Annotated in this window: 20 protein-coding genes and 1 riboswitch; of the genes, 18 read left to right on the forward strand and 2 right to left on the reverse strand. The window is 73.3% G+C overall.

Annotated features, from left to right (window positions below; translation table 11 throughout):
• The first annotated feature begins 301 nt into the window (after nt 1-301).
• On the forward strand, nt 302-1045 hold the full coding sequence (locus tag JO379_RS28475; RefSeq protein ID WP_209517599.1) for a transglycosylase SLT domain-containing protein: 744 nt from the start codon (nt 302-304) through the stop codon (nt 1043-1045).
• A gap of 188 nt (nt 1046-1233) precedes the next feature.
• Here the strand turns inward: JO379_RS28475 and aceA are convergent, their stop codons facing one another.
• Nucleotides 1234-2517: an isocitrate lyase gene (aceA, locus tag JO379_RS28480; protein WP_130881320.1), complete on the reverse strand. Its 1284-nt coding sequence runs from the start codon at nt 2515-2517 to the stop codon at nt 1234-1236.
• A 357-nt stretch (nt 2518-2874) separates the two neighbouring features.
• Here aceA and JO379_RS28485 point away from each other — a divergent pair, with 357 nt between their 5' ends.
• The 17 genes from JO379_RS28485 (at nt 2875) to JO379_RS28565 (ending at nt 23922) form a co-directional block, all read left to right on the forward strand.
• A complete protein-coding gene (locus tag JO379_RS28485; RefSeq protein WP_130881319.1) occupies nt 2875-4284 on the forward strand; it encodes a short-chain fatty acyl-CoA regulator family protein in 1410 nt (469 codons plus the stop codon).
• Between the two features lie 60 nt (nt 4285-4344).
• Nucleotides 4345-4519: riboswitch (cobalamin riboswitch) on the forward strand.
• 205 nt (nt 4520-4724) lie between these two features.
• Entirely contained in the window at nt 4725-6224 is a 1500-nt protein-coding gene (locus JO379_RS28490; protein ID WP_209517601.1) for a CoA-acylating methylmalonate-semialdehyde dehydrogenase, read from the forward strand.
• Nucleotides 6221-7375 carry an acyl-CoA dehydrogenase family protein gene (locus tag JO379_RS28495; protein WP_130881317.1) on the forward strand — a complete coding sequence of 385 codons (1155 nt, stop codon included), beginning with the start codon at nt 6221-6223 and terminating at the stop codon, nt 7373-7375. The genes JO379_RS28490 and JO379_RS28495 overlap by 4 nt, the downstream gene beginning before the upstream one ends.
• Nucleotides 7372-8463 (forward strand): enoyl-CoA hydratase/isomerase family protein, encoded by a 1092-nt coding sequence (locus JO379_RS28500; RefSeq protein ID WP_209517603.1) that lies wholly within the window; start codon nt 7372-7374, stop codon nt 8461-8463. Before JO379_RS28495 ends, JO379_RS28500 begins: the two co-directional genes overlap by 4 nt.
• Entirely contained in the window at nt 8460-9446 is a 987-nt protein-coding gene (gene mmsB / locus JO379_RS28505; protein WP_307842169.1) for a 3-hydroxyisobutyrate dehydrogenase, read from the forward strand. Before JO379_RS28500 ends, mmsB begins: the two co-directional genes overlap by 4 nt.
• The gene (locus JO379_RS28510; RefSeq protein WP_130881917.1) at nt 9443-10216 is read left to right on the forward strand and encodes an enoyl-CoA hydratase; all 774 of its coding nucleotides are present in this window, start codon (nt 9443-9445) and stop codon (nt 10214-10216) included. The genes mmsB and JO379_RS28510 overlap by 4 nt, the downstream gene beginning before the upstream one ends.
• Nucleotides 10217-10309: 93 nt before the next feature.
• Complete coding sequence (locus tag JO379_RS28515; RefSeq protein ID WP_372449116.1) at nt 10310-10819, forward strand: ribonuclease FAU-1 family protein; 510 nt, start codon at nt 10310-10312, stop codon at nt 10817-10819.
• Between the two features lie 149 nt (nt 10820-10968).
• Nucleotides 10969-12522 (forward strand): carboxyl transferase domain-containing protein, encoded by a 1554-nt coding sequence (locus JO379_RS28520; protein ID WP_130881315.1) that lies wholly within the window; start codon nt 10969-10971, stop codon nt 12520-12522.
• A 93-nt stretch (nt 12523-12615) separates the two neighbouring features.
• Nucleotides 12616-13638 carry a FecCD family ABC transporter permease gene (locus JO379_RS28525; RefSeq protein ID WP_209518943.1) on the forward strand — a complete coding sequence of 341 codons (1023 nt, stop codon included), beginning with the start codon at nt 12616-12618 and terminating at the stop codon, nt 13636-13638.
• Nucleotides 13635-14702: a FecCD family ABC transporter permease gene (locus JO379_RS28530; protein ID WP_209517604.1), complete on the forward strand. Its 1068-nt coding sequence runs from the start codon at nt 13635-13637 to the stop codon at nt 14700-14702. Before JO379_RS28525 ends, JO379_RS28530 begins: the two co-directional genes overlap by 4 nt.
• A complete protein-coding gene (locus tag JO379_RS28535; protein WP_209517606.1) occupies nt 14699-15526 on the forward strand; it encodes an ABC transporter ATP-binding protein in 828 nt (275 codons plus the stop codon). The genes JO379_RS28530 and JO379_RS28535 overlap by 4 nt, the downstream gene beginning before the upstream one ends.
• Before the next feature lie 96 nt (nt 15527-15622).
• Entirely contained in the window at nt 15623-16576 is a 954-nt protein-coding gene (locus JO379_RS28540) for an ABC transporter substrate-binding protein (protein ID WP_130881914.1), read from the forward strand.
• 158 nt (nt 16577-16734) lie between these two features.
• A complete protein-coding gene (locus tag JO379_RS28545) occupies nt 16735-17958 on the forward strand; it encodes an ATP-grasp domain-containing protein (protein ID WP_209517608.1) in 1224 nt (407 codons plus the stop codon).
• Nucleotides 17955-19691, forward strand: a complete 1737-nt coding sequence (locus tag JO379_RS28550; protein WP_307842170.1) for an IucA/IucC family protein — start codon at nt 17955-17957, stop codon at nt 19689-19691. Before JO379_RS28545 ends, JO379_RS28550 begins: the two co-directional genes overlap by 4 nt.
• Nucleotides 19691-20950 carry an MFS transporter gene (locus tag JO379_RS28555; protein ID WP_209517610.1) on the forward strand — a complete coding sequence of 420 codons (1260 nt, stop codon included), beginning with the start codon at nt 19691-19693 and terminating at the stop codon, nt 20948-20950. The genes JO379_RS28550 and JO379_RS28555 overlap by 1 nt, the downstream gene beginning before the upstream one ends.
• Nucleotides 20951-22738, forward strand: a complete 1788-nt coding sequence (locus JO379_RS28560) for an IucA/IucC family protein (RefSeq protein ID WP_209517613.1) — start codon at nt 20951-20953, stop codon at nt 22736-22738. It begins immediately after the preceding gene.
• Entirely contained in the window at nt 22735-23922 is a 1188-nt protein-coding gene (locus JO379_RS28565; RefSeq protein ID WP_209517615.1) for a type III PLP-dependent enzyme, read from the forward strand. Before JO379_RS28560 ends, JO379_RS28565 begins: the two co-directional genes overlap by 4 nt.
• Nucleotides 23923-23947: 25 nt before the next feature.
• On the opposite strand, the gene JO379_RS28570 is transcribed toward JO379_RS28565, so the two are convergent.
• On the reverse strand, nt 23948-24967 hold the full coding sequence (locus JO379_RS28570; RefSeq protein WP_130881309.1) for an ArsR/SmtB family transcription factor: 1020 nt from the start codon (nt 24965-24967) through the stop codon (nt 23948-23950).
• Between the last annotated feature and the right edge of the window lie 562 nt (nt 24968-25529).

Here is a 25529-nt window from a genome sequence, read left to right on the forward strand (position 1 = left end):
CGCGCCGTTACGTGCTGTGTGGAGGTGGGGGGCGGGATGTGAGGCCGCTCATGGGACCCAGATCACTTACGAACCCGGGTAGTGGACTCCAGATTCGGACATTTGGGTGTGAAGTGGGGTGGTGGGTGGGGTGTGCGGGGGTGTGTTGTTCGGGGGTGGGGTAGTAGGTCACACCTTTGCCAGCGGCTTTTCGGGCCGCTAACAATTGCCGAGTCGCATGGCGCCGTCGATCGAGACACGGCGCTTTCTTCGCGCCGATCCGGCCAGTGCGACTCACGCGATTGGAAGAGGTTCAGCCAGCATGCGCTCCACCACCACCGGTACCGCCCGTCTGACCACGGCCCACAAGCTCTCCGCCGCCGGCCTGACCGCTGCCGCGGGCGCTGCCGCCCTGGCCTTCGCCGTCACCCCCGGCCAGGCCGCCGAGACCCCCTCCATCGCTGTGAAGCCCGTCGCGTGGACCACCACCGACCTCGGCGCCCACGACCACACCGCGCAGCAGTCCGACACCGCCGCCGCGAAGGCCAAGACCCAGGCCAAGGCCGCGACCGACGCCGCTGACGCGAAGAAGAAGGCCGACGCCGCCGCGAAGGCCAAGGCCGACAAGACCCGCGCCGAGAAGCAGGCCGCCAGCCGCTCCGAGGCCCGCACCCCCGTGAAGCCCGCCGCCCCCGCCAAGCCGGCGGCCCCCGCGAAGCCTGCGGCTCCGGTGAAGAAGGCGTATGCCGACAATCTCGACGGGTGGATCAAGGAGTCCCTGGACATCCTGAAGTCCAAGAACATCCCCGCCAGCTACGAGGGCATCAAGCGCAACGTGATGCGCGAGTCGACCGGCAACCCCCGCGCGATCAACGACTGGGACATCAACGCCGCCAACGGCGTCCCCTCCAAGGGCCTGCTCCAGATCATCGACCCGACCTTCAAGGCCTACCACGTCGAGGGCACCTCCTGGGACCCCTACGACCCGGTCGCCAACATCACCGCCTCCTGCAACTACGCCGCCGACAAGTACGGCTCCATGGACAACGTCAACTCCGCCTACTAAGGGAGTCGACACCGCACGCCGAAGGGCGGCAGCACCCCACCCGGTGCCGCCGCCCTTCGGCGTATCCCCAAGCGGCCCGGGCCCCTCAGCCCCGGCCGTGACCCGGGCCCCTCAGCCCCGGCCGTGACCCGGGCCCCTCAGCCCCGGTCGTCTGTGTGGCCCCGCCCCCGCCCCGCCCCCGCCGTGGCCTAGTGGAACTGCTCCTCCTCCGTGGAGCCGCGCAGCGCGAGCGTCTCCGCGGCGGGGTTGAGCGCCGTGCTGACCTGGTCGAAGTAGCCCGTGCCGACCTCGCGCTGGTGCTTCACGGCGGTGAAGCCGTGCCGCTGGTCGGCGAACTCCCGCTCCTGGAGCTCCACGTAGGCGGGCATGCCGTGCTCCGCGTAGCCCCGGGCCAGGTCGAACATGCCGTGGTTGAGGGAGTGGAAACCGGCCAGGGTGATGAACTGGAAGCGGTAGCCCATCGCCCCCAGCTCGCGCTGGAACTTGGCGATCTGGTCGTCGTCCAGCGCGGCCCGCCAGTTGAAGGACGGCGAGCAGTTGTAGGCGAGCATCTGCTCGGGGTACTCGGCGTGGACGGCCTCGGCGAACTCGCGCGCCTGCGCCAGGTCGGGGGTGCCGGTCTCCATCCACAGCAGGTCCGCGTACGGCGCGTAGGCGAGGCCCCGGGAGATCACGGGGCCCATGCCGGGCTCGACGCGGTAGAAGCCCTCGGCGGTGCGCTCGCCGGTGCAGAAGCGGGCGTCGCGCTCGTCGACGTCGGTGGTCAGGAGATTGGCGGCGAGCGCGTCCGTACGGGCCACGATCAGGGTCGGCACATCGGCGATGTCGGCGGCGAGGCGGGCCGCGTTGAGGGTGCGGATGTGCTGGGAGGTGGGCACCAGGACCTTGCCGCCGAGGTGGCCGCACTTCTTCTCGGACGCGAGCTGGTCCTCGTAGTGGATGCCGGCCGCGCCCGCCGCGATCATCGCCTTGGTCAGCTCGAAGGCGTTCAGCGGGCCGCCGAAGCCGGCCTCGGCGTCGGCCACGATCGGGACCAGCCAGTCGACGTCCGCGCCGTCACCCTCGGCGGTGGCGATCTGGTCGGCGCGCAGCAGTGCGTTGTTGATGCGGCGCACCACGGTCGGTACGGAGTTGGCGGGGTACAGGCTCTGGTCGGGGTAGGTGTGCCCGGCCTGGTTGGCGTCGGCGGCGACCTGCCAGCCGGACAGGTAGACGGCCTGCAGTCCGGCCTTGACCATCTGCACGGCCTGGCCGCCGGTCAGCGCGCCGAGCGCGTGGATGTAGTCACGCTCGTGGAGCTGACGCCACAGCCGCTCGGCGCCGCGCCGGGCCAGGGTGTGCTCCTCCCGGACGGTGCCGCTCAGCCGCACCACGTCCTCGGCGCCGTACGAGCGCCGCACGCCCTGCCAGCGCGGGTCCGTCGCCCACCGCTGTGCCAGCTCCTCGGCCGTCGTCGTCCCTGTCTGCGCCATGACCGTCTCCCAGTGTCGCCGTGTCGCGTCGATCCCGCGTCGATCCCGCGTCGAAGCCGCTCGGGCTTCTGCCAAGAATGCGAAGGGAAGTGCTTCCCCTGGTAAGTGCGGCCCGCCGTGCCCCCATCGAGCGGGCAATGTTGAGATCCGGGGGCTCCGGCGGGCCGTGCTAAGACTCTGGCAGTGGCACTCGGTGCCATCAACCATGGCGGGCTGCCAAGTTCTGTGAATCTTCCCGAGCATGTTTGCCAACCTTGCCAAGGTCTCCTGTCCACAAGCCGCTTGCTCCCGGCTAGGGTGGCCGCACGGAGCCGGGGGCGGCCGAAGGGGCCTGGTGAGCAAGAACATGAGCAAGGCATGAGCAAGACATACGCGGGGGTGCGGCTGCGGCGGCTGCGCGAGGAACGGCGGCTCAGCCAGGCCCACATGGCCCGGATGCTCGCCATCTCACCCAGCTACCTCAATCAGATGGAGCACGACTCCCGCCCGCTCACCGTGCCCGTACTGCTGCGGCTCACCGAGGCGTTCGGCGTGGACCCCGGCTTCTTCTCCGAGCGTGACACCGGCCGTGTCCTGGCCGACCTGCGCGAAGCCCTCGCCGACGAGGTGGCCGCCGCCCGCGTCTCTCCCGCCGATCTGTCGGAACTCGCCTCCCGGCTGCCCGCCGTGGCGGCGGTGCTGCTCGACCTGGGCCGGCGCAACCAGGTCCTGACCGAGCGGCTCGCGGAGGTCGCCGAGCGCCGCGGCACCGACGACCCGGACCTGCCGCGCTCCCCGCACGAGGAGATCCGCGAGTTCTTCTACCGCCGGCAGAACTACCTCCACACCGTCGACACCGCCGCCGAGGAACTGGCCGCCGAGATCGGTATCCGGCCCGGCGAGGTGCTGCCGGCCCTGGCCGCCCGGCTCGCCGAACGCCACGGGGTCCGTATCGCCGCCGACGCCGACCGCCTCCACACCTACGACCCCGGTGCGCGGGTGCTGCACCTGTCGAACCGGCTGCGCCCCGGCCAGCAGGCCTTCCGGATGGCGACGCAGCTCGCCCTGCTCGAATACGACGGGGAACTCACCCGGCTCGCCTCGGAGGACTACGAGGAGGGCTCGGCCGTCCGGCCGCTGGCCCGGATCGGCATCGCCAACTACGTCGCCGCCGCGCTGATCCTGCCGTACCGGGAGTTCCACGCCGCGGCGGAGGAGCTGCGGTACGACATCGAGCGGCTCGCCGACCGCTTCGGGCTCGGCTACGAGACCGTCTGCCACCGGCTCAGCACGCTGCAGCGCCCGCGGCTGCGCGGGGTGCCCTTCTCGTTCGTACGGGTCGACCGCGCGGGCAACATGTCCAAACGGCAGTCGGCCACCGGCTTCCACTTCTCCCGGGCCGGCGGCACCTGCCCGCTGTGGAACGTCTACGAGGCGTTCGCCTCTCCCGGCCGCATCCATGTGCAGATCGCGGCCATGCCGGACGGGCAGCGCCATCTGTGGACCGCCCGCACCGTCACCCGGCACCGGGGCGGCTGGGGCGAGCCCGGCAAGACCTTCGCCATCGGGCTCGGCTGCGAGATCCGCCACGCCTCCCGGCTCGTCTACTCCGACGGGCTCGATCTCGACAACGCCTCGGCCGCCACCCCCATCGGCATGGGCTGCCGGATCTGCGAACGCCTGGACTGCCCGCAGCGGGCCGTCCCGCCGCTCGGCCGGCCCCTGGCCGTCGACGAGAACCGCAGCACCTTCGTGCCGTACCCGGTACTGGACACCGGGCCTCGCTGACACACCGGGGCCAGGAGAAGCCAGCAGACCCTGGACTTACTAGGACGTCCAACTATATGTTCGGGGGACAAGGTCCGCGGTGCAGGGAAGCCGGTGTGAAACCGGCACGGTCCCGCCACTGTGACCGGGGAGTCCGTCCTCGCGGTACACGCCACTGACGAGCGGGATGTCGGGAAGGCACGGGGACGCGCGCTGATCCGGGAGTCAGGATACCGGCCGCGGAACGTTCCGTGTTGTCCACGAGGATGGAGCAGACACGCATGGCACCGGTCCGTACCCACGACCCTGGTGATCCGGCGCGGCGAGCGGCTGCACCCGCTTCCTGACGGCTCTTCGCCCTTCGCGTCCCGCGACCCGTCGGCGGCCCGCGCGCAACTCGCGCCCGCCGCCCGATGCTTCGCGCCATCTTCGGATCTCACCTGACGAGAGCAGGCTCTCCCATGGTCCGTGAACTCACCCATTTCATCGGCGGCAGGCACACCCCGGGAACATCGGGTGCCTACGGCGATGTGTACGACCCCAACACCGGCGCCGTGCAGGCCCGGGTACCCCTGGCGAACCGGGCCGAGACGGAGGCGGCCGTCGCCGACGCCGCCGAGGCCCAGCGGGAGTGGGGCGAGTGGAACCCGCAGCGCCGGGCCCGCGTCCTGCTGCGCTTCCTCCGGCTCGTCGAGGGCGAGAAGGACTCCCTCGCCCGGCTGCTGTCGTCCGAGCACGGCAAGACGGTCCCCGACGCGCTCGGCGACATCCAGCGCGGTCTGGAGGTGGTGGAGTTCGCGGCCGGCATTCCGCACCTGCTCAAGGGCGACTTCTCCGACAACGCCGGGACCGGCATCGATGTGCACTCCCTGCGCCGCCCGATCGGCGTGACGGCGGGCATCACCCCGTTCAACTTCCCCGCGATGATCCCGCTGTGGAAGGCCGCCCCGGCCATCGCCTGCGGCAACTCCTTCGTCCTCAAGCCCTCCGAGCGCGACCCGTCCGTCCCGCTCCGGCTCGCCGAGCTGTTCCTGGAGGCGGGCCTGCCGCCCGGCGTGCTCAACGTCGTCAACGGCGGCAAGGAAACCGTCGACACCCTGCTCGAGGACCCGCGGGTGCAGGCGCTCGGCTTCGTCGGCTCGACCCCGGTCGCCGCCCGCATCTACGCCACGGCCGCCGCCCACGGCAAGCGGGCCCAGTGCTTCGGCGGCGCCAAGAACCATCTGATCGTGATGCCGGACGCCGACCTCGACCAGGCCGTCGACGCCCTGATCGGCGCGGGCTACGGCTCGGCCGGGGAGCGCTGCATGGCGATCTCCGTCGCCGTGCCCGTCGGCGAGGACACCGCCGACGCGCTGGTCGCCCGCCTCAAGGAGCGGATCGGCACCCTGCGGATCGGCCGGTCCGACGACCCGGACGCCGACTTCGGCCCCCTCGTCGGCCGCGACGCCGTCGACCGGGTCACCGGCTATGTGGACCTCGGAGTGGAGGAGGGCGCCGAACTCGTCGTGGACGGGCGCGGCTTCACCCTCGCCGGGCACGAGAACGGCTTCTTCGCCGGTGCCTCCCTCTTCGACCGGGTCACCCCGGACATGCGGATCCACCAGGAGGAGATCTTCGGGCCCGTCCTGTCGGTGGTCCGCGCGGCGGACTACGAGCACGCGCTGCGGCTGCCCTCCGAGCACGCCTTCGGCAACGGCGTCGCGATCTTCACCCGCGACGGGGACACCGCCCGCGACTTCACCCGCCGTGTGGACACCGGCATGATCGGCGTCAATGTGCCGATCCCCGTGCCGGTCGCCTACCACACCTTCGGCGGCTGGAAGCGGTCCGGTTTCGGCGATCTGGGCCAGCACGGCCCGGACGCCATCCGCTTCTACACCCGCACCAAGACCGTCACCTCGCGCTGGCCCTCCGGGGTCAAGGAGGGCGCGAGCTTCACCATCCCCACGATGGGATGAGCGCCATGACGACAGGCCTCACCGAGGAGCAGCTCGCGCTGGCCGGGACGACGCTGGACTTCGCCCGGGAACACCTCGCCCCGCACGCCGTCGCCTGGGACCAGGACAAACACTTCCCCGTCGACGTGCTGCGCAAGGCCGCGGGGCTCGGGCTCGGCGGCGTCTACGTAAGCGAGGCCGCGGGTGGTTCCGGACTCACCCGCGCGGACGGAGTGCTGATCTTCGAGGTGCTGGCCACCGGCTGCCCCTCGATCGCCGGCTATCTCTCCATCCACAACATGGTCGGCTGGATGATCGACCGCTACGGGGACGAGGCCCAGCGCGCCCGTTGGCTGCCCGGGCTGTGCTCGATGGACACCCTCGGCAGCTACTGCCTGACCGAGCCGGGCGCCGGCTCCGACGCCGCCGCGCTGCGCACCCGGGCCGTACGCGACGGGGACTGCTACGTCCTGACCGGCGTGAAGCAGTTCATCTCCGGCGCCGGTGCCGCCGAGGTGTACATCGTCATGGCGCGCACGGGCGGGGAGGGACCGGGCGGTATCTCCGCGTTCGTCGTCGAACGGGACGACCCCGGGCTGTCCTTCGGTCCGGACGAGAAGAAGATGGGCTGGAACGCCCAGCCCACCCGCCAGGTCGTCCTGGACGGTGTCCGCCTTCCGGCCGGCCGCCGGCTCGGCGCCGAGGGCGACGGCTTCCGCATCGCCATGAACGGGCTCAACGGCGGCAGGCTCGGCATCGCCGCCTGCTCCCTCGGCGGCGGGCAGCATGCCCTGCACCGCAGCCTGGAATACCTCGCCGACCGGGAGGCCTTCGGGGCACCGCTGCTCGACGCCCAGGCGCTGCAGTTCCGCCTCGCCGACATGGCGACCGAACTCGCCGCCGCCCGCGCCCTGGTCCGTCAGGCCGCGGAGGCCCTGGACCGGGGCGACCCTCAGGCGGCCCAGCTGTGCGCCATGGCCAAACGCTTCGCCACCGACACCGGCTACTCCGTCGCCGACCGCGCCCTGCAACTGCACGGGGGCTACGGCTACCTCACCGAGTACGGCATCGAGAAGATCGTCCGAGATCTTCGCGTGCACCGGATCCTGGAAGGAACCAACGAGATCATGCGCCTGATCGTGGCCCGCGGACTGACGGGAGCCGCCCGATGACCCCGACGACGGACAGGACGGAAGGGACGGACGACTGCGTACTGGTGCGCACAGAGGGCCGTGCCGCGTACCTCACCCTCAACCGGCCCAACGCTCTCAACGCCCTCAGCCACACCATGGTGCGCCGCGTCGACGAGGCCCTCACCGTCTGGGAGCACGACCCCGCCGTCGAGACCGTCGTGATCAGCGGCGCGGGCGAGCGGGGGCTGTGCGCGGGAGGTGACATCCGGTCCATCCACGCCGACGCCCGCTCCGGCGGCGACGCCTCGGCGGCCTTCTGGCGCGACGAGTACCGGCTCAACGCCCGTATCGCCCGCTACCCCAAGCCGTACGTCGCCCTCATGGACGGCATCGTGATGGGCGGGGGAGTGGGGATCTCGGCCCACGGCAGCGTGCGGATCGTCACCGAACGCTCCAAGGTCGCGATGCCCGAGACGGGCATCGGATTCGTGCCCGACGTGGGCGGCACCTATCTGCTGGCCCTCGCCCCCGGCGAGCTCGGCACCCACCTCGGGCTCACCGGAGTGCCCGTGGGCGCCGCGGACGCCCTGCTGTGCGGCCTCGCCGACCACTTCGTACCGGCGGACGCGCTGTCCGCCCTCGGCGCGGACCTCGCCGCCGGGTCCGTACCCGACGTCCTGCCCCGCCACGTCCGCGAGGCACCGGAGGGCCGGCTGGCCGCCGACCGGGAGTGGATCGACCACTGCTACGCGTCCGACACCGTCGAGGAGATCGTCGAACGGCTGCTCGCCGCGGGCACACCGGCTGCCAAGGAAGCCGCCGAGACGATCCTCGCCAAGTCGCCCACCGCCCTCAAGGTGACCCTCGCCGCGCTGCGCCGCGCCCGGGACCTCGGGCCGCTGGAGCGGGTCCTGGAGCAGGAGTACCGCGTCTCCTGCGCGGCGCTGTCCGCGCCCGACCTGGTGGAGGGAATCCGCGCCCAGGTGATCGACAAGGACCGTGCCCCGCGCTGGTCGCCGGCGACCCTCGCGGAGGTCGGCGAGGCGGACGTGGCCCGGTTCTTCGCACCGCTCGGCGCCCGGGAACTCTCCTTCGCCGCCGACGCCTCCCAGGAGGTGCCCTGGTGAGCGCCGTGACCCCCGTGAGCCCCGCGAGTACGGTCGTCGGCTTCGTCGGGCTCGGCCACATGGGCGGCCCGATGGCCGCCAACCTCGTCAAGGCCGGGTACCGGGTGCGTGGCTACGACCTGTCGGCCGCGTCTCTGGCGGCGGCCGTGGCCGCCGGTGTCGAGCCGGCCGCCTCGGCGGCCGAGGCCGCCGAGGGCGCGGACGTCGTGATCACCATGCTGCCCGCCGGCCGCCATGTCCTCGCCCTCTACCGGGACGAGGGGCTGCTCGCGGCGGCGCAGCCCGGCACCCTCTTCGTCGACTGCTCCACCATCGACGTGGCCGACGCCCGGGCCGCCCACGACGCCGCGGCGCGGGCCGGGCACCGCGCCCTGGACGCGCCCGTCTCGGGCGGCGTGACGGGCGCGGAAGCCGCCACCCTGACCTTCATGGCCGGGGGCGGCGAGACCGAGTTCGTGCGGGCCGAGCCGCTGCTGTCGGCGATGGGCAGGAAGGCCGTCCACTGCGGAGCGGCAGGCTCCGGTCAGGCCGCGAAGATCTGCAACAACATGATTCTCGGCATCTCGATGATCGCGGTCGGCGAGGCGTTCGTTCTCGGCGAGAGCCTCGGCCTGTCCCACCAGGCCCTCTATGACGTGGCCTCCACCGCGTCCGGCCAGTGCTGGGCCCTGACGGTCAACTGCCCGGTCCCCGGACCCGTCCCGGCCAGCCCGGCCAACCACGACTACCGGCCCGGCTTCGCCGCGCCCCTGATGGCCAAGGACCTCGGCCTGGCCGCCAACGCCCTCCGGGCCGGCGGGGTGCACGCCGAACTGGGCCTGCGGGCGGCGGAGCTGTACGCGGAGTTCGCCGAGGGCGCGGGGGCGGCGGAGGACTTCTCCGGGATCATCCGGACGATCAGGGACCGGTCCGCCCAGGACACCGAGACGAGCAGCGACCCGTCCGCCCAGGACACCGAAGAGAACGGAACGGCCACCGCATGACCTACGAGACCATCCTCGTCGAGCGCAAGGGCCGCACGGCCCTCCTCACCCTCAACCGGCCGAAGGCCCTCAACGCCCTCAACCTCCAGGTCATGAACGAGGTCGTCGAGGCCACGGCCGCGCTCGACCGCGACCCGGACATCGGCTGCATCGTCCTCACCGGCTCGCCGAAGGCGTTCGCGGCCGGGGCCGACATCAAGGAGATGCGGCCGCAGGGGTACATGGACATGTACCTCAGCGACTGGTTCACCGCCTGGGACCGGCTCGGTGAACTCCGTACGCCGACCGTCGCGGCCGTCTCCGGCTACGCCCTCGGCGGCGGCTGCGAGCTCGCCATGCTCTGCGACATCCTGCTCGCCTCGGACACGGCGGTCTTCGGCCAGCCGGAGATCAAGCTCGGTGTGATCCCCGGCATCGGCGGCTCCCAGCGGCTGACCCGCGCGGTCGGCAAGGCCAAGGCCATGGAGCTGTGCCTGACGGGCCGCACCATGGACGCGACGGAGGCCGAACGGGCCGGTCTGGTCTCCCGGATCGTGCCGGCGGACGATCTCCTGGAGGAGGCGCTCGCGGTCGCCGAGACCGTGGCCGGGATGTCCGCGCCGGTCGCGATGATGGCCAAGGAGGCCGTGAACCGGGCCTTCGAGACGACGCTGGCGGAGGGCGTCCGATTCGAACGCAGACTCTTCCACGCGGTGTTCGCCGTCGCGGACCAGAAGGAGGGCATGTCGGCGTTCGTGGAGAAGCGACCGCCGGAGTTCACGCACCGGTAGGCGGACGAGCGCCTCGTCCCGAAAATCATTCGCCCGAGATCCCGCCATGGGAGAGGCTGCCGCCGGACGATCCACGAACGGGAGCGGGTTTTCATGAGCGGGACGATGGGCGGGCTGCTGGCGGCCGGCGACGCGGTGACGGTGAGGCTGGTGAAGGAGCCCCGGCCCGAGGTGCGGTACCCCGCGACCGTCGTGCGCGACGACGGCACGCACGTCGTGGTGCGCGCTCCCTGGGCGGGCGCCGGCACCCGGGACTTCGGGTTCGTGCGGTTCGAGAAGGGCGACGTGTTCACCGAGCACTACTGGCGGGACCGCTGGTACGCCGTCAAGGAGGTGCGGGACGCCGCCGGGGCCGTGAAGGGCTGGTACTGCGACGTGACCCGCCCCGCCCGTGTCGAGGCGGACGGGCTCGTCGTCACCGACCTGGACCTCGACCTGTGGCTCTCGGCCGACGGGGCCACGGTGCTGCGCCTGGACGAGGACGAGTTCGCCGAGAGCGGCATCGCCGAGCGCGACCCCGTCGCCGCCGGACACGCCCGCCGGGCGCTGGACGACCTCGAGGAGCTCGCCCGCGGCGGCGGCTTCGCCGCGCTCCTGGGCTGAGGCCGTGTCCTCAATCGCCGGACGGGCTTATTCAAGCCCGTCCGGCGCTTGAGGACAGAGCACAGCAGCCCGTCCGGCGATTGAGGACACCGCCGCGCAGCGGAGGTGCACACGCCACGCCCCCCGCGGGGGCATGGCAGGCTGGCCCCATGAGTGCTAAGAGCCCCCGCACCTCCGCCCTCGACCTCATCGAAGCGGTGGTGGACCCCGGCAGTTGGCGCGGGTGGGACGAACCGGTCGAGGTGACGACCGACGACCCCGCCTACCGGGCCGATCTGCTCGCCGCCCGCGAACGCACCGGGCTGGACGAGTCGGTCGTCACCGGCGAGGGCCTGCTGCGCGGGCGCCGAGTGGCGGTCGTGGCCTGCGAGTTCCGCTTCCTGGCCGGATCGATCGGCGTGGCGGCTGGGGAGCGGCTCGTGGCCGCCGTGGAGCGGGCCACGGCCGAGGGGCTGCCGCTGCTGGCGGCGCCCGCCTCGGGCGGCACCCGGATGCAGGAGGGCACGATCGCCTTCCTCCAGATGGTGAAGGTCACCGCCGCCATCACCGACCACAAGGCCGCCGGGCTGCCCTACCTCGTCTATCTCCGCCATCCCACGACGGGCGGGGTCCTCGCGTCCTGGGGCTCCCTCGGCCACGCCACCGTCGCCGAACCGGGGGCCCTCATCGGTTTCCTCGGGCCGCGCGTCCACGAGGCGCTGTACGGCGAGGAGTTCCCGCCCGGCGTCCAGCTCGCGGAGAACCTGCTGGCCCACGGCCTGGTGGACGCCGTGCTGCCCGCCGACCGGCTGCCGGAGACGGTGGCGCGGGCGCTCACCGTGCTGTGCGGGGACGCCGCCGACACCCCACCGGGGAACCCGTCCGGCGCGTACGACACTGCTCCGGCTCCGGCCCCCGCCTCCGCCGCCGAATCGATTCGCCGCTCCCGGCGCCCCGAGCGGCCCGGTGTGCGGCGGCTGCTGGCGGCCGCGGCCACCGACGTCACGCCGCTCAGCGGCACGGGCGCGGGGGAGCGGGACCCCGGACTGCTGCTCGCGCTCGCGCGCGTCGGCGGCACCCCGTGCGTCGTGCTCGGTCACGACCGCGGCAGCCACGCCGGGGAAGCGGACCCGGCGGAGACCGGCGTTCCCGCGCACGGCCAGGCCCTCGGTCCGGCCGGGCTGCGCGCCGCGCGACGGGGGATGCGGATCGCCGCCGAGCTGGACCTGCCGCTGCTCACCGTCGTCGACACGGCCGGGGCCGCGCTGTCGCGGGACGCCGAGGAGGGCGGGCTGGCCGGGGAGATCGCCCGGTGCCTCGCCGACCTGATGGCCCTGCCCGCCCCGACCCTGTGCCTACTGCTGGGGCAGGGCGCGGGCGGGGCCGCCCTCGCGCTGCTCCCGGCGGACCGGGTGCTGGCGGCCCGTCACGCGTGGCTGTCGCCCCTCCCGCCGGAGGGCGCGTCGGCCATTCTGTACCGCACGACGGACCGCGCGTACGAGGTGGCCGAGCGTCAGGGGGTGCGGTCCGCCGACCTGTTGGCGAACGGCATCGTGGACCGCATCGTGGAGGAGGGCGAAGACAGTACGGCGGATCCAGACGGCTTCCTTCCCTTCCTCGGGCAGGTCCTCGGCAGCGAACTCGCCGCCCTCCAGGGGCGCGAGCAGGGCGAACGCCTCGCCGCCCGCCGCAGGCGCTACCGACGGCTGGGAACACGCGGATGACGTCGCACCGCGCGCGAACGGCATTGCATGCATACCCCACGGGAGATTGACAGACTTAGGTTTGGCTAACCTAAGGTCTCCTCCGTGAACGCGATCGATCTCCAGGACGCCCGGCCTGCCACCGGGCGTTCGACGGCTGTACGCGGGGCCGTGCTGCTGCTCGCCGGCCTCGCCGCGCTGTCCCTCTGCGCGGCGCTCAGCCTCGCCGCGGGCTCCCGGCCGGTGCCGCTCGGCACCGTCTGGCACGCGCTGGTCGCCGACGACCGCAGCCCCGACGGTCTGGTCGTCACCGGCCTGCGCGTCCCGCGCACCGTGATCGGTCTCGTCGTCGGCGCCGCGCTGGGCGTCGCGGGCGCGGTCGCACAGGGCGTCACCCGCAACCCGCTCGCCTCGCCCACCACACTGGGTATCAACGCCGGAGCCGGCTTCGCGGTCGTCACCGCCATTTACGCGCTGCGGCTGACGCATCCCGCCCAGTACCTGTGGTTCGCCTTCGCCGGAGCCGCGCTCGCCACCCTCGCCGTGCTGGCGATCGCCCGCCGCGCGGGCGATCTGGACCCCGTGCGGCTCGCCCTGGGCGGCACCGTACTGGCCGCCGTGCTGACCTCCTGGACCTCCGCGGTGATGCTCGCCAGCCACCGCACGCTGGACGAGGCGCGGTTCTGGCTGGCCGGTTCGCTCGCCGGGCGGCAGACCGACATCCTGCTGCCCGTCCTCGCGCCGCTGGCCATCGGTTTCGTCCTCGCCTTCGTCATCTCGCCCGCGCTCAACGCCCTCGCGCTCGGCGACGAGACCGCCCAGGCGCTCGGCGTCCCGGTCGCCAAGGTGCGAGCCGCGGGCGGGCTGGCCGTCGTGCTGCTCGCCGCCTCCTCCGTGGCGGTCGCGGGCCCCCTCTCCTTCATCGGGCTCGCCGCCCCCCACCTCGTACGCAAGCTCGTCGGCACCGACCACCGCCGGCTGATCCCCGGCTGTCTGATCGCGGGTCCGCTGCTGCTGCTCGCCGCCGACGTCCTCGGCCGGGTCCTCCTGCGCCCCACCGAGCTGGAAGTCGGCATCGTCACCGCGTTCCTCGGTGCGCCGATGCTGGCCGTGCTCGCCCGGAAGGTGGCGCGATGAACGCCCAGGCCGTACCCACCGCCCGTGCCCCCCGGCCGCGCCACGTCGGAGCCCTGGCCCGCCAACGGCGCCGCACCGCCCTGCTCACCGTGGCCGTCCTCGCCCTGCTCGTCGTGCTGCTCGCCCTCGGCCTCAGCACCGGCGAGGTGCCCGTGGCACCCCTGGACGCGCTGCGCGCCCTGGCCGGCTTCGGGGACGCCGGCGAGGTGATGCTCGTACAGGACCTGCGCGCGCCCCGCGTGCTCGCCGCCGTCGTGGCCGGCGCCGGGCTCGCCGTGGCCGGCTCGATGATGCAGCGCGTCGCCCGCAACCCGCTGGCCGCCCCGGACGTGATCGGGGTGACCGGTGGCGCGTCGCTGGGCGCCGTGGCGGTCATCGCCTCGGGCGTCTCGGCCACCTGGACCCCGCTCGCCGCGCTCGGCGGCGGACTGCTGGCGGCGGTACTGCTCGCGGCGCTGGCCTGGCGCGGCGGCGTCACCGTGACCCGGCTGGTCCTGGTCGGTCTCGCCGTCCAGTCGGGCCTGGCCGCGGCCGTGAACCTCTTCATCGTGCGGTTCCCCGCCGAACTGGCCTCCTCCGCGCTGCAGTGGACCACCGGCTCGGTCTACGGGCGCAACTGGACCGAGGTGAACATCGGCGGCTCCCTGGTGCTGGCCGGAATCGCGCTCGCGCTTCTCGGCCACCGGCGGCTCGCCGTGCTCGACCTCGGCGACGAGCCCGCCGGCGCCCTGGGCCTCGCGCCGAACGCCGCCCGGCTCCAACTGCTGCTGGCCGCCGTCGTCCTGGCCTCGGTCGCCGCCGCCCTCACCGGACCGGTCGGCTTCGTGGCCCTGGCCGTACCGCACATCGTGCGGTTCCTGGCCGGTCCGCCCACCCTGGGCACGCTCGGGCTGACCGCGCTGTGCGGCGCCGCCCTGCTGCTGGGTGCCGATCTGGTCGTCCTGCATCTGCTGCCCGTGCACGGGTTGCCCGTCGGCGTCGTCACCGCGACGCTCGGAGCACCGTGGCTCCTCGTACTGATGATGCGTCAAATGAAGCCGAACGCTGGGAGTGCCGCCCGATGAGCACGACGTCGACCGCCAACGAACTCAGCACCCATGGCCTCAAGCTGGGCTACGGCGCGAACATCATCGTCGACGGAGTGGACCTCACCCTCCCCGGCGGCGCCGTCACGGCCGTGGTCGGCCCCAACGCCTGCGGCAAGTCCACCCTGCTGCGCGGCATGGCCCGGCTGCTGGCCCCCGCCGCCGGCACCGTCACCCTCGACGGCTCCGACATCCACCGGATGCCCGCCCGCGCGCTGGCCCGCCGCATGGGGCTGCTGCCGCAGCAGGCCATCGCCCCCGAGGGCGTCACCGTCGAGGCGCTCGTCCGGCTGGGCCGCTACCCGCACCAGCGGATGCTCACCCCCTGGTCCAAGGCCGACCAGACGGCCGTCGAAGAGGCCCTGGAGCGCACGGGCACCACCGTGCTCCGGGACAGGTCCGTCGACGAACTCTCCGGCGGGCAGCGGCAGCGCGCCTGGATCGCCCTCGCCCTCGCCCAGGACACCCCGTTGCTGCTCCTCGACGAGCCCACCACCTTCCTCGACCTGCGCCACCAGCTCGATGTGCTCGACCTGGTCGAGGAGTTGAACACCGAGGCCGGGCGGACCGTCGTGATGGTCCTGCACGACCTCGGCCAGGCCGCCCGCTACGCCGACCACCTGGTCGTCATGTGCGACGGGCGGCCGGCGGCGGCCGGTCCGCCGGCCGAGGTGCTGACGGCCGAACTCGTCGAAGAAGTCTTCCAGGTGGAGTGCCGGGTCGTCCCCGACCCCGAGACGGGCACCCCCCTGGTCGTGCCGCGCGCCCGCTCCGGCAGGCGCGCCGTCCCCGCGGCTCCCTGAGCCGGCTCCCCCCACCCCCTCTCCCCACCGCTCAAGACAGGAATCACCGTGACCTCGATCTCCTCCGCCGTCCGGAGAGCACGCAGCGTGCTCGCGATGCTGCTCGCCGTGATCATCGGCACCGCGGCCCTCGCCGCCTGCGGCAGTGACGACAAGAAGCAGGACGCGGGCAAGAGCGGCGGCGACGCCGGCTTCCCGCGCACGATCACCCACGCCATGGGCAAGGCCGAGATCAAGGCCAAGCCCAAGCGGGTCGTCGTCCTCGACACCGGTGAACTCGACGACGTCACGATGCTCGGCATCACCCCGGTCGGGGCGGTCTCCCCGCACATGAAGACCGAGGGCGGCTTCCCCCAGTACCTCTCCGGCAAGATCGAGGGCACCAAGGACGTGGGCCCCATGGCGGAGCCCAACATCGAGCGCATCATGTCGCTCAAGCCCGACCTGATCCTGTCCTCCAAGGTCCGCCACGCCAAGGCCTACGACAAGCTCAAGGGCATCGCCCCGACCGTCTTCACCGAGACGACCGGTGCCCCCTGGAAGGAGAACCTGAAGGTCCACGCCGAGGCGCTCGGCCTGGAGAAGGAGGCGCAGACGGCCATGGCCGCGTACGAGAAGCGCGCCAAGGCCCTCGGTGAGGCGATCAAGAAGAAGAACGACGGCAAGATGCCGACCGCGTCCGTCGTCCGCTTCGTCGCCGGCCCCACCCGCCTCTACCAGAAGGCGTCCTTCAGCGGCATCGTCCTCTCCGACATCGGCCTGCGCCGCCCCGAGTCCCAGGACGTGGACAAGCCGATGCTCGAGGTCTCCCCGGAGCAGATCGACAAGGCCGACGCGGACCTGATGTTCGTCACCGTCGCCGACGACCCGAAGAAGACCCAGCAGGGTGCCGTCCAGGACAACCCGCTGTGGAAGGGCCTCGGCGCCGTCAAGAACGACAAGGTCTTCCAGGTGCCGGACGAGACGTGGATGTCCGGCATCGGCATCCAGGCCGCCCACCGCGTCCTGGACGACATCGCCAAGGCCGCCGGCGTCGAGGCCCCCAAGTAGCCCTCGCCCGCCAGTCGTAGAACACCCTGCCAGTCGTGGAACACCTCGCTTCCGCCGGGCCGCGCGTGTGCGGTGCGGCCCGGCGGAGGCCCCTCGGCGTGCTCCCCTGCGCCGAGTCCTGCCCGAAATCAACGCCCTTGTCCCGAAAGGCGCCTGCCGTGCGGCTTCATCTGCTCGCGCTCAACCCGACCGACTCCGTCACCGAGGGCTTCCTGCCCGCGGCCGCCCGGCTCGGCCTGGCCGTCACCCTCCTCACGGACCAGCCCGCGGCGCACCGGCAGGCGTACGAGCGGTATGCGGCCGACGGCGGCGACAAGCTGCCCGAACTCGACATCGTGGAATGCGACGTACGGGACTTCCGCGAGGTCATAGCCCGGATCTCGGCCCTCGGCCGCCCCGACGCGGTGTTCACCAACAGCGACCACCTCCAGACCCAGGCCGCCCTCGCCGCCGACTACTTCGCCCTGCCCGGCAAGGACTGGCGCGCCGCGCTGCGTACCAAGAACAAGGCACAGCTGCGCCGCGCCCTCGCCGAGGCCGGTGTCGACACCGTCTGGTCCGCCGAGCTGGGGCCCGCCGAGGACCCCGAGGCCGCCGGCGGGCTCGACGCCCCCTTCCCGTGCGTGGTCAAGCCGCGCGAGGGCGTGGCCAGCGAGGACGTGGTGCTCGCCGCGGACGCGGCCTCTCTCGTGGCCCGCTGCCGGGAGATCCGCGAACGACGCCCCGGCGTGGCGCTCGTCATCGAGGAGTACCTGGACGGGCAGCTGTACACCCTGGAGACCCTCGGTGACGGGCACACCCTGCACGCCATCAGCGCCTTCCGCACGGAGCTGTCGCCGCTGCCGTACTTCATCGAGGAGCGGCTGGACCTGCTGCCCGCCCCGCCGCAGCCGCACAGCGACCTGGTCCTCGAACAACTCCGCGCGCTCGGCGTCGGGTTCGGCGCCTGCCACACCGAGTACGTCGCACAGGGCGACCGCGCCCGGCTGATCGAGGTCAACTACCGCGCCATCGGCGACCAGTGCGACCTCACCCTCGCCCACCTGCTGGACATCCCGCTCTTCGAGCACATCCTGCGCACCCACCTCGGTGAGCGGCTGCCCCTCGACCTCGGGGCGCGCACGGACGGCCGGGCCCGAATGGAGTACATCTGCGCCCAGCGCGGCGGCACGCTCACCTCCGCACCCCCGGCGAGCGACACCGAGCGCGACGGCGTACGGCTGGTCTACCGCCCGCTGCGCGAGGAAGGCGAAAAACACCCGCTCCACCGCACCAACCGCGACTACATCGGAGTGCTGCGGGCGACCGGCACCGACCAGGAGCGGATCGACCGGGCCGTCGAGGAATTCCTGACCGAGCGGAGCTGGGAGATCGTCTCGTGACCCGCGGCGGAACCGACCCCGTGGAGGACGAACTCCTCGGGCGGATACTCAGCACGCTGCTCCGTGAGGACACCTACGCGCTGCGCAGCCGCGCGCACACCGAGCGGCGCCCGGACGGCGACTGGCTCCGGCTCCACGTCGCGGACCAATCGCTGCTGCTGCCGGTGGGACCCGAAGGCTTCCAGTGCGAAGTACGCGCCCGTGAACCGCTGCTGGAGACCCCCGACGGCATCCTCACCGGGCTCGGCCCGGTGCTCACCCGGCTGCGTGCCGCCGCCCCCGCCGAGGACCGGGACGGGTTCGACCGCTTCCTCGCCGAATGCGACGAGGCACTGGCCGCGACCCGGCTGCACGGCCGGGTCCGCGACGGCGTCGTGGAGCGGCTGGCCGGCCGGCACGGACGCGGCACCGACCGGTGGACGGGCCCGCGCGGTGCCCTCGCGTACGACACCCTCGCCGCCTTCCGCGACCACCCCGTCTACCCCACCGGCCGGGCCCGCTCGGGTCTCACCGAGGACGAAATCCGCGCCTACGCCCCCGAGTTCCATCCCACGTTCGCCCTGCGCTGGCTCGCGCTGCCGCAGGAAGCCGTACGCGGCGAACGGGCGGCCCTGCCGCACTGGTGGCCCACCCCCGGGGCCCTCGGCCTGACCGGCCTCGACGACACCCACCTCGCCCTGCCCGTCCACCCCCTCACCGTGGGCGACCCGCTCGCCGAAGCACTCGAGGCCGCGGGCCTCGAAGACTCCGCACACCTCGCGCCCCGGCCCTGGCTGGAGGTGACGCCGACGCTGTCGATGCGCACCGTCGCCGTGACCGGCGACCTGGACGTCCACCTCAAGCTGCCGCTCGCCACCGCCACCCTGGGGCTGCGCAACCGGCGGACCATCAAGCCCGGCACCCTCGTCGACGGCGAGGTCGGACAGCGGCTCCTCGAAGAGATCATCGCAGTGGAGCCGCGCTTCGCGGGCGTCGTGCTCCTCGCCGACGAGCGCACCCACCTCGCCACCGACCACGAGCTCCTCGCGACCCTCGTACGGCGCTACCCGGCCGGGCTCCAGGACGCGCACGTCGTACCCGTCGCCGCGCTGCTCGCCCGCACCCCCGACGGCACGCTCGTCGCCGACGCGCTCGCCGATCACTACTACGGCGGCTCGCTGCCCGCCCTCCTCGACGCCTACCTCACCCTGCTTCTCGACTGGCACACCACCCTCTTCTCCTACGGCATCGCCCTGGAGTCCCACCAGCAGAACACCTCGGTCGTGCTGGACGAGACCGACGCGGGACCCCGGATGCGCCTGCTGCTCAAGGACAACGACGGCCCGCGCGTGCACTCCGTCCGGCTCGCCGGACGGCTCGGTGGCGAGGCCGCCGACCTCCTCGGCTTCGACGACCGGCGGATCCTGGTGGGCGGCGACGGCCCCGTCGCGGACGTGTTCGCGACCATCACCGTGCACCTGTGCGCGGGCGCCCTCGCCTTCGAGCTGGCCCGCACCGGCCGCGCCCCGCTGGGCACCCTCCTCGGGCAGCTCCGCGACCGGCTCACCGAAGCCGTGGACAAGCTCGCGCCCGGACCCGCGGCCGTGCTGCGCGCCCGCGTCCTCGACGCCGACCGGCTGCCGGTCAAGGCCATGATCACCGCCGGCACGCTGCTCACCAAGGAGCGCTCCGGCGCCGCCGACATCAACAAGCACTACGTCGACGGCCCCAACTACCTGCGCGGGGAGGCGTGATGCCGACGACCGTGCAGGAGAGCCCCGCGAAGGCCGCACCGCCCGCCCTGAGCACCCGCCACGTCCACGCCGTCGCCGCCTGCTACTTCGTCGCCTCCTTCGCCGCCCTCGGCCTGCCGCCCTACCTCACGCGGATCCTGCCGGAGCTCGGCGACAGCGAGGCCAAATGGGCCGGGCTGCTCTACATCGTGCCGACCGTCTTCGGCGCGATCGGCGCGCCCCTGTGGGGGCGGCTCGCCGACAAGTACGGCAGGAAGAGACTGCTCCTGCGGGCCCAGCTCGGCCTCGCGGTCTCCTTCCTGTTCGCGGGCTGGGCCGAGAGCCTGCCCGCCTTCACCGCCGCCCTCGTCCTGCAGGGCATACTCGGCGGTACCTTCGCCGCCTCCAACGGCTATCTCGCCGCCGCCCTCGACGGCCGGCAACTCTCCTGGGCGCTCACCCTGATGCAGGGCAGCGCACGGCTCGCGCTCGTGGCGGCACCCATCCTGGTGGGCACACTCTCTCCATGGGTGTCACCGCACCGCCAGTACGCGTTGCTCGCCGTCCTGCCGCTGGCCGCCGCCGTCATGCTCGCCGCGCTCCCCGAACCGGTGCGCGCGGACGAGGCGGCAGCCGAGGGCAGCGAGCCCGACAACACCGGTCCGAACGACGACGCGAACGGCGCCCCCCATGGCGCCGAGGCGCCTCGACAGGCGCCGGCCCCCACCTCGCTGCGCACCCTCTACCTCCTCGAATTCTCCTTCGTCCTCGCCACCGTTGTCTCCTACCCCTATCTGATCGACCTGGTGGAGAAGCGGCTGCCGGGACTCGGCTCCGCCGCGAGCGGGGTGCTCTTCGCCCTCCCGCACGTGTGCTACCTCCTGCTCGCCCGGCCCGTGCACACGGCCGTCGCGCACCGCCCGCGCCTCGGCGCCGCCGCCGGATTCGGCTGTGTGGCCGTCGCCCTGGCCGGGCACTGGGGAGCCGAGTCCCCCGCCTCCTTCGTGGTGCTGCGGCTGGTCCTGGGAGCCGGGATGACGCTGGGCCTGGTGAGCCTGTCCGCCCTCGCCGCCGACGCCTGCCGCGGCCGCAGACCGGGCCGGATGTTCGGCTCCCTGGAATTCATATCCAAGGCCGGGGCCGTCGCCGCCGGAGCGGTAGCCGCCGCCTCCAACGGCGTATGGGGCCCGGCCGCCCCCGTCGTCGCCGGATCCGCCGTCGCAGCCCTGACGGTGCTCGCCAGCACCCCCACTCTCCTCCGCACCCGCTGGAGTCGCTGAATGTCCTCCGCGTCCCTTCCCGTCTCTCCGCCTCTCTCGTCCCCCCTCTCCGCTGCCGTTCCGCCGTCCACGGCACTCGCGGGCCGGGCCGACGCCGACCACGTCGTCGCCCACACCCTGCTGAACTGCCTGCTCCGCGAGGTCTCCGGCCCCGAGCACCAGACCGCCGTCAGCGACGGGCACCTGCTGCTGCGACTGCCCCGCTGCGGCGTGCTGCTGCGCGTCGCACTGCGCCGTGCCTCCCTGATCGGCGCCCACCGCTTCGCCGGATCCGTCAGCGAACAGCGCCCCGAGGGCTGGGCCGAGCTGTCCTGGCAGACCCTCGCCGAGTACATCCACCGCGAACTGCACCTGCGCACCGGCGTCCGCAACGAGGAGTTCCTCACCCAGGTCGCCTCCAGCCACGAGGGGGTGAGCGCCGCCCTGGCCGCCGCCCGGCGTCAGACCGCGACACCCGACCCATCGGGCGCGGGCCGTGCGGACGCCTACATGGACTCCGAACAGTCCCTCCTCTTCGGCCACCGCTTCCACCCCACCCCCAAGGCCCGCACCGGGGCCCTCGCGGACTGGGGCCGCTACGCACCCGAGACCCGCGCCCGGTTCCCGCTCCGCCACCTGGCCGTACGCGAGGAATTCCTGCGCCAGGAGACCGCGACCCCCGGGGCACTCGCCGCCCTCGACCGCCAGGGCACCGTCCCCGACGGCTACCGGCTGCTGCCCGCGCACCCCTGGCAGTACGCCATGCTCCGCGACCACCCCGCCCTGGTGGCCGCCATCGACCGGGGCGACGTCCTCGACCTCGGGCCGCGCGGCGCCGACTTCGAGCCGACCGCCTCCGTGCGGACGCTCTACGACGGCCGGGACTTCCTCAAGTTCAGCCTCAACGTCCGCATCACCAACTGCCTCCGCAAGAACGCCGAGTACGAGCTGACCGGCGCCGTCGCCCTGACCCGGCTGCTGGAGCCCGTCGCCGCCGACCTGGCCGCCCGCTTCCCCGGCACCGACCTGCTGCGCGAGCCCGCCTACCGCACCCTCGACCTCGGCAGCCGCGAACTGGCCGAAGGTTTCGGCGTCATCGTCCGCGAGGGCCTCGACGCCCGGCTCGCCCCCGGCGTCACCGGGCTGCTCGCCGCCGCCGTCGCCGACGAGTACCCCACCGGCGGCGCGCAGCTCGCCCGCCTGCTGGCCGGGGCCGGCCCGGCGGAGGCGCTCGCCTGGTGGGACGCCTACCTCGGCCTGCTCGTCCCGCCCGTGCTGGCCGCCTACTTCGACCACGGCGTCGTTCTCGAACCGCACCTGCAGAACGTCGTCCTCGGTGTCGACGCCGACGGTGCCCCCCGGCAGGTCCTCTTCCGCGACCTGGAGGGCACCAAGCTGCTCCCTGAGCAGCACGCCACCGCCCTCGCCGCCCTCGCCGAGGACGTGGCCCGCCCCATGACGTACGACCGGGAGCGCGGCTGGGACCGGGTCGTCTACTGCCTGCTGGTCAACCACCTCGCCGAGATGCTCGCCGCCCTCGCCGACCGGCACCCGCGCCTGGAGCCGGAACTGTGGCGTGCCGTGCGCGGGGTGCTGGCCGGGTGCGCCGCGGCCCACGGCAACCCGCCCCTCCTGCGCGCCCTGATCGCCGGCGTACCGCTGCCCGCCAAGGCCAATCTGCTGACCCGCTGGGAGCGCAAGGCCGACCGGGACGCCGGCTATGTGCGCATCGCCTCACCCCTGGTGCCGGACCTGCTGTCCGCGACGTCGGGGGCCGCCCGCACCGAACCCTGGAGCACCACACCGTGATCACCCCCCGCGTCGCCGCCCGCGCCGCCGGCCTGCCGGCCGATGAACTGCCCGCCTACGTCTACGACCTGGCCGCGCTCGACGACCACGCGCGCGCCGTACGGGCCGCCCTGCCCGGCAGCGTCGAGCTGTACTACGCGGCCAAGGCCAACCCCGCCCCGGAGATCCTCCGGGCCCTCGCCCCGCACGTCACCGGGTTCGAGGTCTCCTCCGGCGGCGAACTGGCCCACGTACGCGAGGCCGTCCCCGCCCTGCCGGTCGCCTTCGGCGGCCCCGGCAAGACCGAGGCCGAACTGCGGCTCGCCCTCGCCCTGGGGGTCGAGCGCTTCCACGTGGAGAGCGAGAGCGAACTGCGGCTGCTCGCCGGACTCGCCGACGAGCAGCCCGGCGACGCCCCCGTGGACGTGCTGCTGCGCGTCAACCTCCCGGCGGGGGACGGCGAGCTGACCGGGGCGGCCCTGGCCATGGGCGGCAGGCCCGGCCCCTTCGGCCTCGACCCCCGCCGCGCCGAGGCGTGCCTGCCGCTGCTGCGCGGCAGAAGGCTGCGGCTGCGCGGCATTCACGCCCACCTCGCCAGCGGACTGGAGGCCACCGCCCAGCTCGCCGTCGCGACCCGCATCGTCGACTGGGCGCGGGAGCTGACCGACCGGCACGGCCTGACCTTGACGGAGGTCAACGTCGGTGGCGGCATGGCCGTCGACTACACCCGCCCGGCCGCCCGCTTCGACTGGCGCTCCTACGGCGACGGCCTGCGCGACCTGGCGGCCCGGAACGCCGGACTGACGCTGCGCGTCGAGCCCGGCCGGGCGCTCACCGCGTACTGCGGCTGGTACGTCACCGAGGTCCTCGACCTCAAGCACAGCCACGGCGAGGCCTTCGCCGTCCTGCGCGGTGGCACCCACCACTTGCGCACCCCCGCCGCCAAACAGCACGACCAGCCCTTCACCGTGCTGCCCGTCGACGCGTGGGAGCGGTCCTGGCCGCGCCCGGCCGCCCTGGAGGAGCCGGTGACCCTCGTCGGCCAGCTGTGCACCCCGAAGGACACCCTGGCGCGCCGCATCCCGGTGGCGGAGCTGCGGGTGGGGGACCGGGTGGCGTTCGCCATGGCCGGCGCGTACGCCTGGAACATCTCGCACCACGACTTCCTGATGCACCCGGCGCCGGCCTTCCACTTCCTGGCCTGACCGGGCGTCCGGGCCCGAGCGGTGCTCAGGCCGGGCCGGCGGGCTGCGCGACGGCCAGGTGGGACTCGCCGTTGAGGAGGCCCACGCCCAGCCCGGTGGCGGTGTGCAGGACGGTCTCCCCGACGCGCCGGGTGCCGATCAGCCCGGCCTCGCGCAGCACGGAGGTGTGATGGCTGACGGTGGCGGGCGAGATGCCCACCCGGCGGGCGACCTCACCGGTCGTACAGCCCGCCCCGCCCGCCACCGTCTCCAGGACCGCGGCCCGGCGCATGCCCAGCAGGGCCGCCAGCGCCCGCCCCGAGGCCGGCCGGGGCTCCGGGTCGCCGAGCCAGCGCAGATCGTGGGCGATGGGGTAGACCAGCACGGGAGCGAGCCCCCGGTCGCGCAGCAGCGTCGGCGCGGGCCAGCAGAAGAACGAGGGCACGAGCCGCAGGCCGCGCCCGTCGAGATGGAGGTCGCCCCGCACGTGCGGGCCGCGCAGCTCCAGCACCGGCGGGCTCCAGCACAGCGCCGGGTGCAGCGTGGGCAGCAGTCGCGCGCTGCCGCCGGTGAGCAGGGCACGGGTGCGCACCGAGCAGTCGGCGCCCAGCCGGCCCTGGATATGCGCCCAGTGCGGGACCAGCACCGCCCGGTGGTAGTCGCGCACCGCCTGTGCCAGCCCGTCGAGGGTGTCCCGGTCGCCGTCCCCGAGCGACCGGGTCCAGCGGGCCGGCGGCCGGGTGGCCGACAGCTCCGTCAGATCCTTGCGCAGCCGGTCGCGGGGGGTCGAGCGCAAGGCGTCGATGCCGTTCTCCAGGCCGTCGGCCGCGGCGGCGGGGGTGAGGAAGTCGGGGGAGTAGCCGTAGGGGGGCGCGAGGTCCAGCAGCCGCCGGTCGACCGTGCCCGGATCGGAGCGGACCTGGCGGCGCCAGCGGGCGAACACGGGCGCGGCGTCGGTGCTCTGCAGCACATGCAGGCTCAGCAGCACTTCCCACAGCGGATCCGGGTGCTGGGCGATCGTGATGCGGGTCAGATCCTCGCTGGTGAAATGGATGCGCAGCGTCATGGCGGCGTCCCTCGTGCTCGGGATGCCTCGCGCTCCCGCGGCGGAGGCCGCGGTTGCCAGGCGTGTCCGTGTGTCCCCTTTGCTGGGTGGGACGCCCGGCCCTCCCATAGGGTTGCTCCGAGTTGACGGAATATCACGTTCTGTAAAAATTTCGGATGGTCGTAGTCCATTACGACGTCCGCACGTGCGCCGCAAGGCGTTCACTCGGCCGGCCCCGCGGCCGCCCCCGGCGTCCCCTGCGCGCCGGGGGCGAGTCGGTTTCCCGGCGGGTGCCCGCCGGGGCGTCCGGTCCGCGTTCCTGCCGGGCCTCGCAGACCTGCCGGCACTGGCCGAGCAGGTCCGGCAGGTCGTCCATCCCCAGCCCGCGGGCGAGGATGTCGAGCAGATTCGCCCCCCGACCCGGCCCGGCGGCACGACCCAACGTGCCAGGGGCGCCGGAGAAGGTCCACCTTTTCGAAGCCCTTCTAAAGCCGCAGGTCCGGCGGGTGGGGGAGAGTATTCGGGCACCGCATGCCCCACGGGTCACGGCTGTCGCGGCGGGTTCCGGGCCGGTGTGCGAGGT

The organism is Streptomyces syringium (genome assembly GCF_017876625.1).
Taxonomy (GTDB): Bacteria; Actinomycetota; Actinomycetes; order Streptomycetales; family Streptomycetaceae; genus Streptomyces; species Streptomyces syringius.

Excerpts from the sequence above, each read along its gene's own strand:
- JO379_RS28530 (WP_209517604.1), top strand. The coding sequence starts at position 13,635 with ATGAACGCCCAGGCCGTACCCACCGCCCGTGCCCCCCGGCCGCGCCAC.
- JO379_RS28510 (WP_130881917.1), top strand. The coding sequence starts at position 9,443 with ATGACCTACGAGACCATCCTCGTCGAGCGCAAGGGCCGCACGGCCCTC.
- JO379_RS28500 (WP_209517603.1), top strand. The coding sequence starts at position 7,372 with ATGACCCCGACGACGGACAGGACGGAAGGGACGGACGACTGCGTACTG.
- JO379_RS28555 (WP_209517610.1), top strand. The coding sequence starts at position 19,691 with ATGCCGACGACCGTGCAGGAGAGCCCCGCGAAGGCCGCACCGCCCGCC.
- JO379_RS28490 (WP_209517601.1), top strand. The coding sequence starts at position 4,725 with ATGGTCCGTGAACTCACCCATTTCATCGGCGGCAGGCACACCCCGGGA.
- JO379_RS28540 (WP_130881914.1), top strand. The coding sequence starts at position 15,623 with ATGCTGCTCGCCGTGATCATCGGCACCGCGGCCCTCGCCGCCTGCGGC.
- JO379_RS28520 (WP_130881315.1), top strand. The coding sequence starts at position 10,969 with ATGAGTGCTAAGAGCCCCCGCACCTCCGCCCTCGACCTCATCGAAGCG.
- JO379_RS28495 (WP_130881317.1), top strand. The coding sequence starts at position 6,221 with ATGAGCGCCATGACGACAGGCCTCACCGAGGAGCAGCTCGCGCTGGCC.
- aceA (WP_130881320.1), bottom strand. The coding sequence starts at position 2,517 with ATGGCGCAGACAGGGACGACGACGGCCGAGGAGCTGGCACAGCGGTGG.
- JO379_RS28485 (WP_130881319.1), top strand. The coding sequence starts at position 2,875 with ATGAGCAAGACATACGCGGGGGTGCGGCTGCGGCGGCTGCGCGAGGAA.
- JO379_RS28515 (WP_372449116.1), top strand. The coding sequence starts at position 10,310 with ATGAGCGGGACGATGGGCGGGCTGCTGGCGGCCGGCGACGCGGTGACG.
- JO379_RS28535 (WP_209517606.1), top strand. The coding sequence starts at position 14,699 with ATGAGCACGACGTCGACCGCCAACGAACTCAGCACCCATGGCCTCAAG.
- JO379_RS28570 (WP_130881309.1), bottom strand. The coding sequence starts at position 24,967 with ATGACGCTGCGCATCCATTTCACCAGCGAGGATCTGACCCGCATCACG.
- JO379_RS28560 (WP_209517613.1), top strand. The coding sequence starts at position 20,951 with ATGTCCTCCGCGTCCCTTCCCGTCTCTCCGCCTCTCTCGTCCCCCCTC.
- JO379_RS28475 (WP_209517599.1), top strand. The coding sequence starts at position 302 with ATGCGCTCCACCACCACCGGTACCGCCCGTCTGACCACGGCCCACAAG.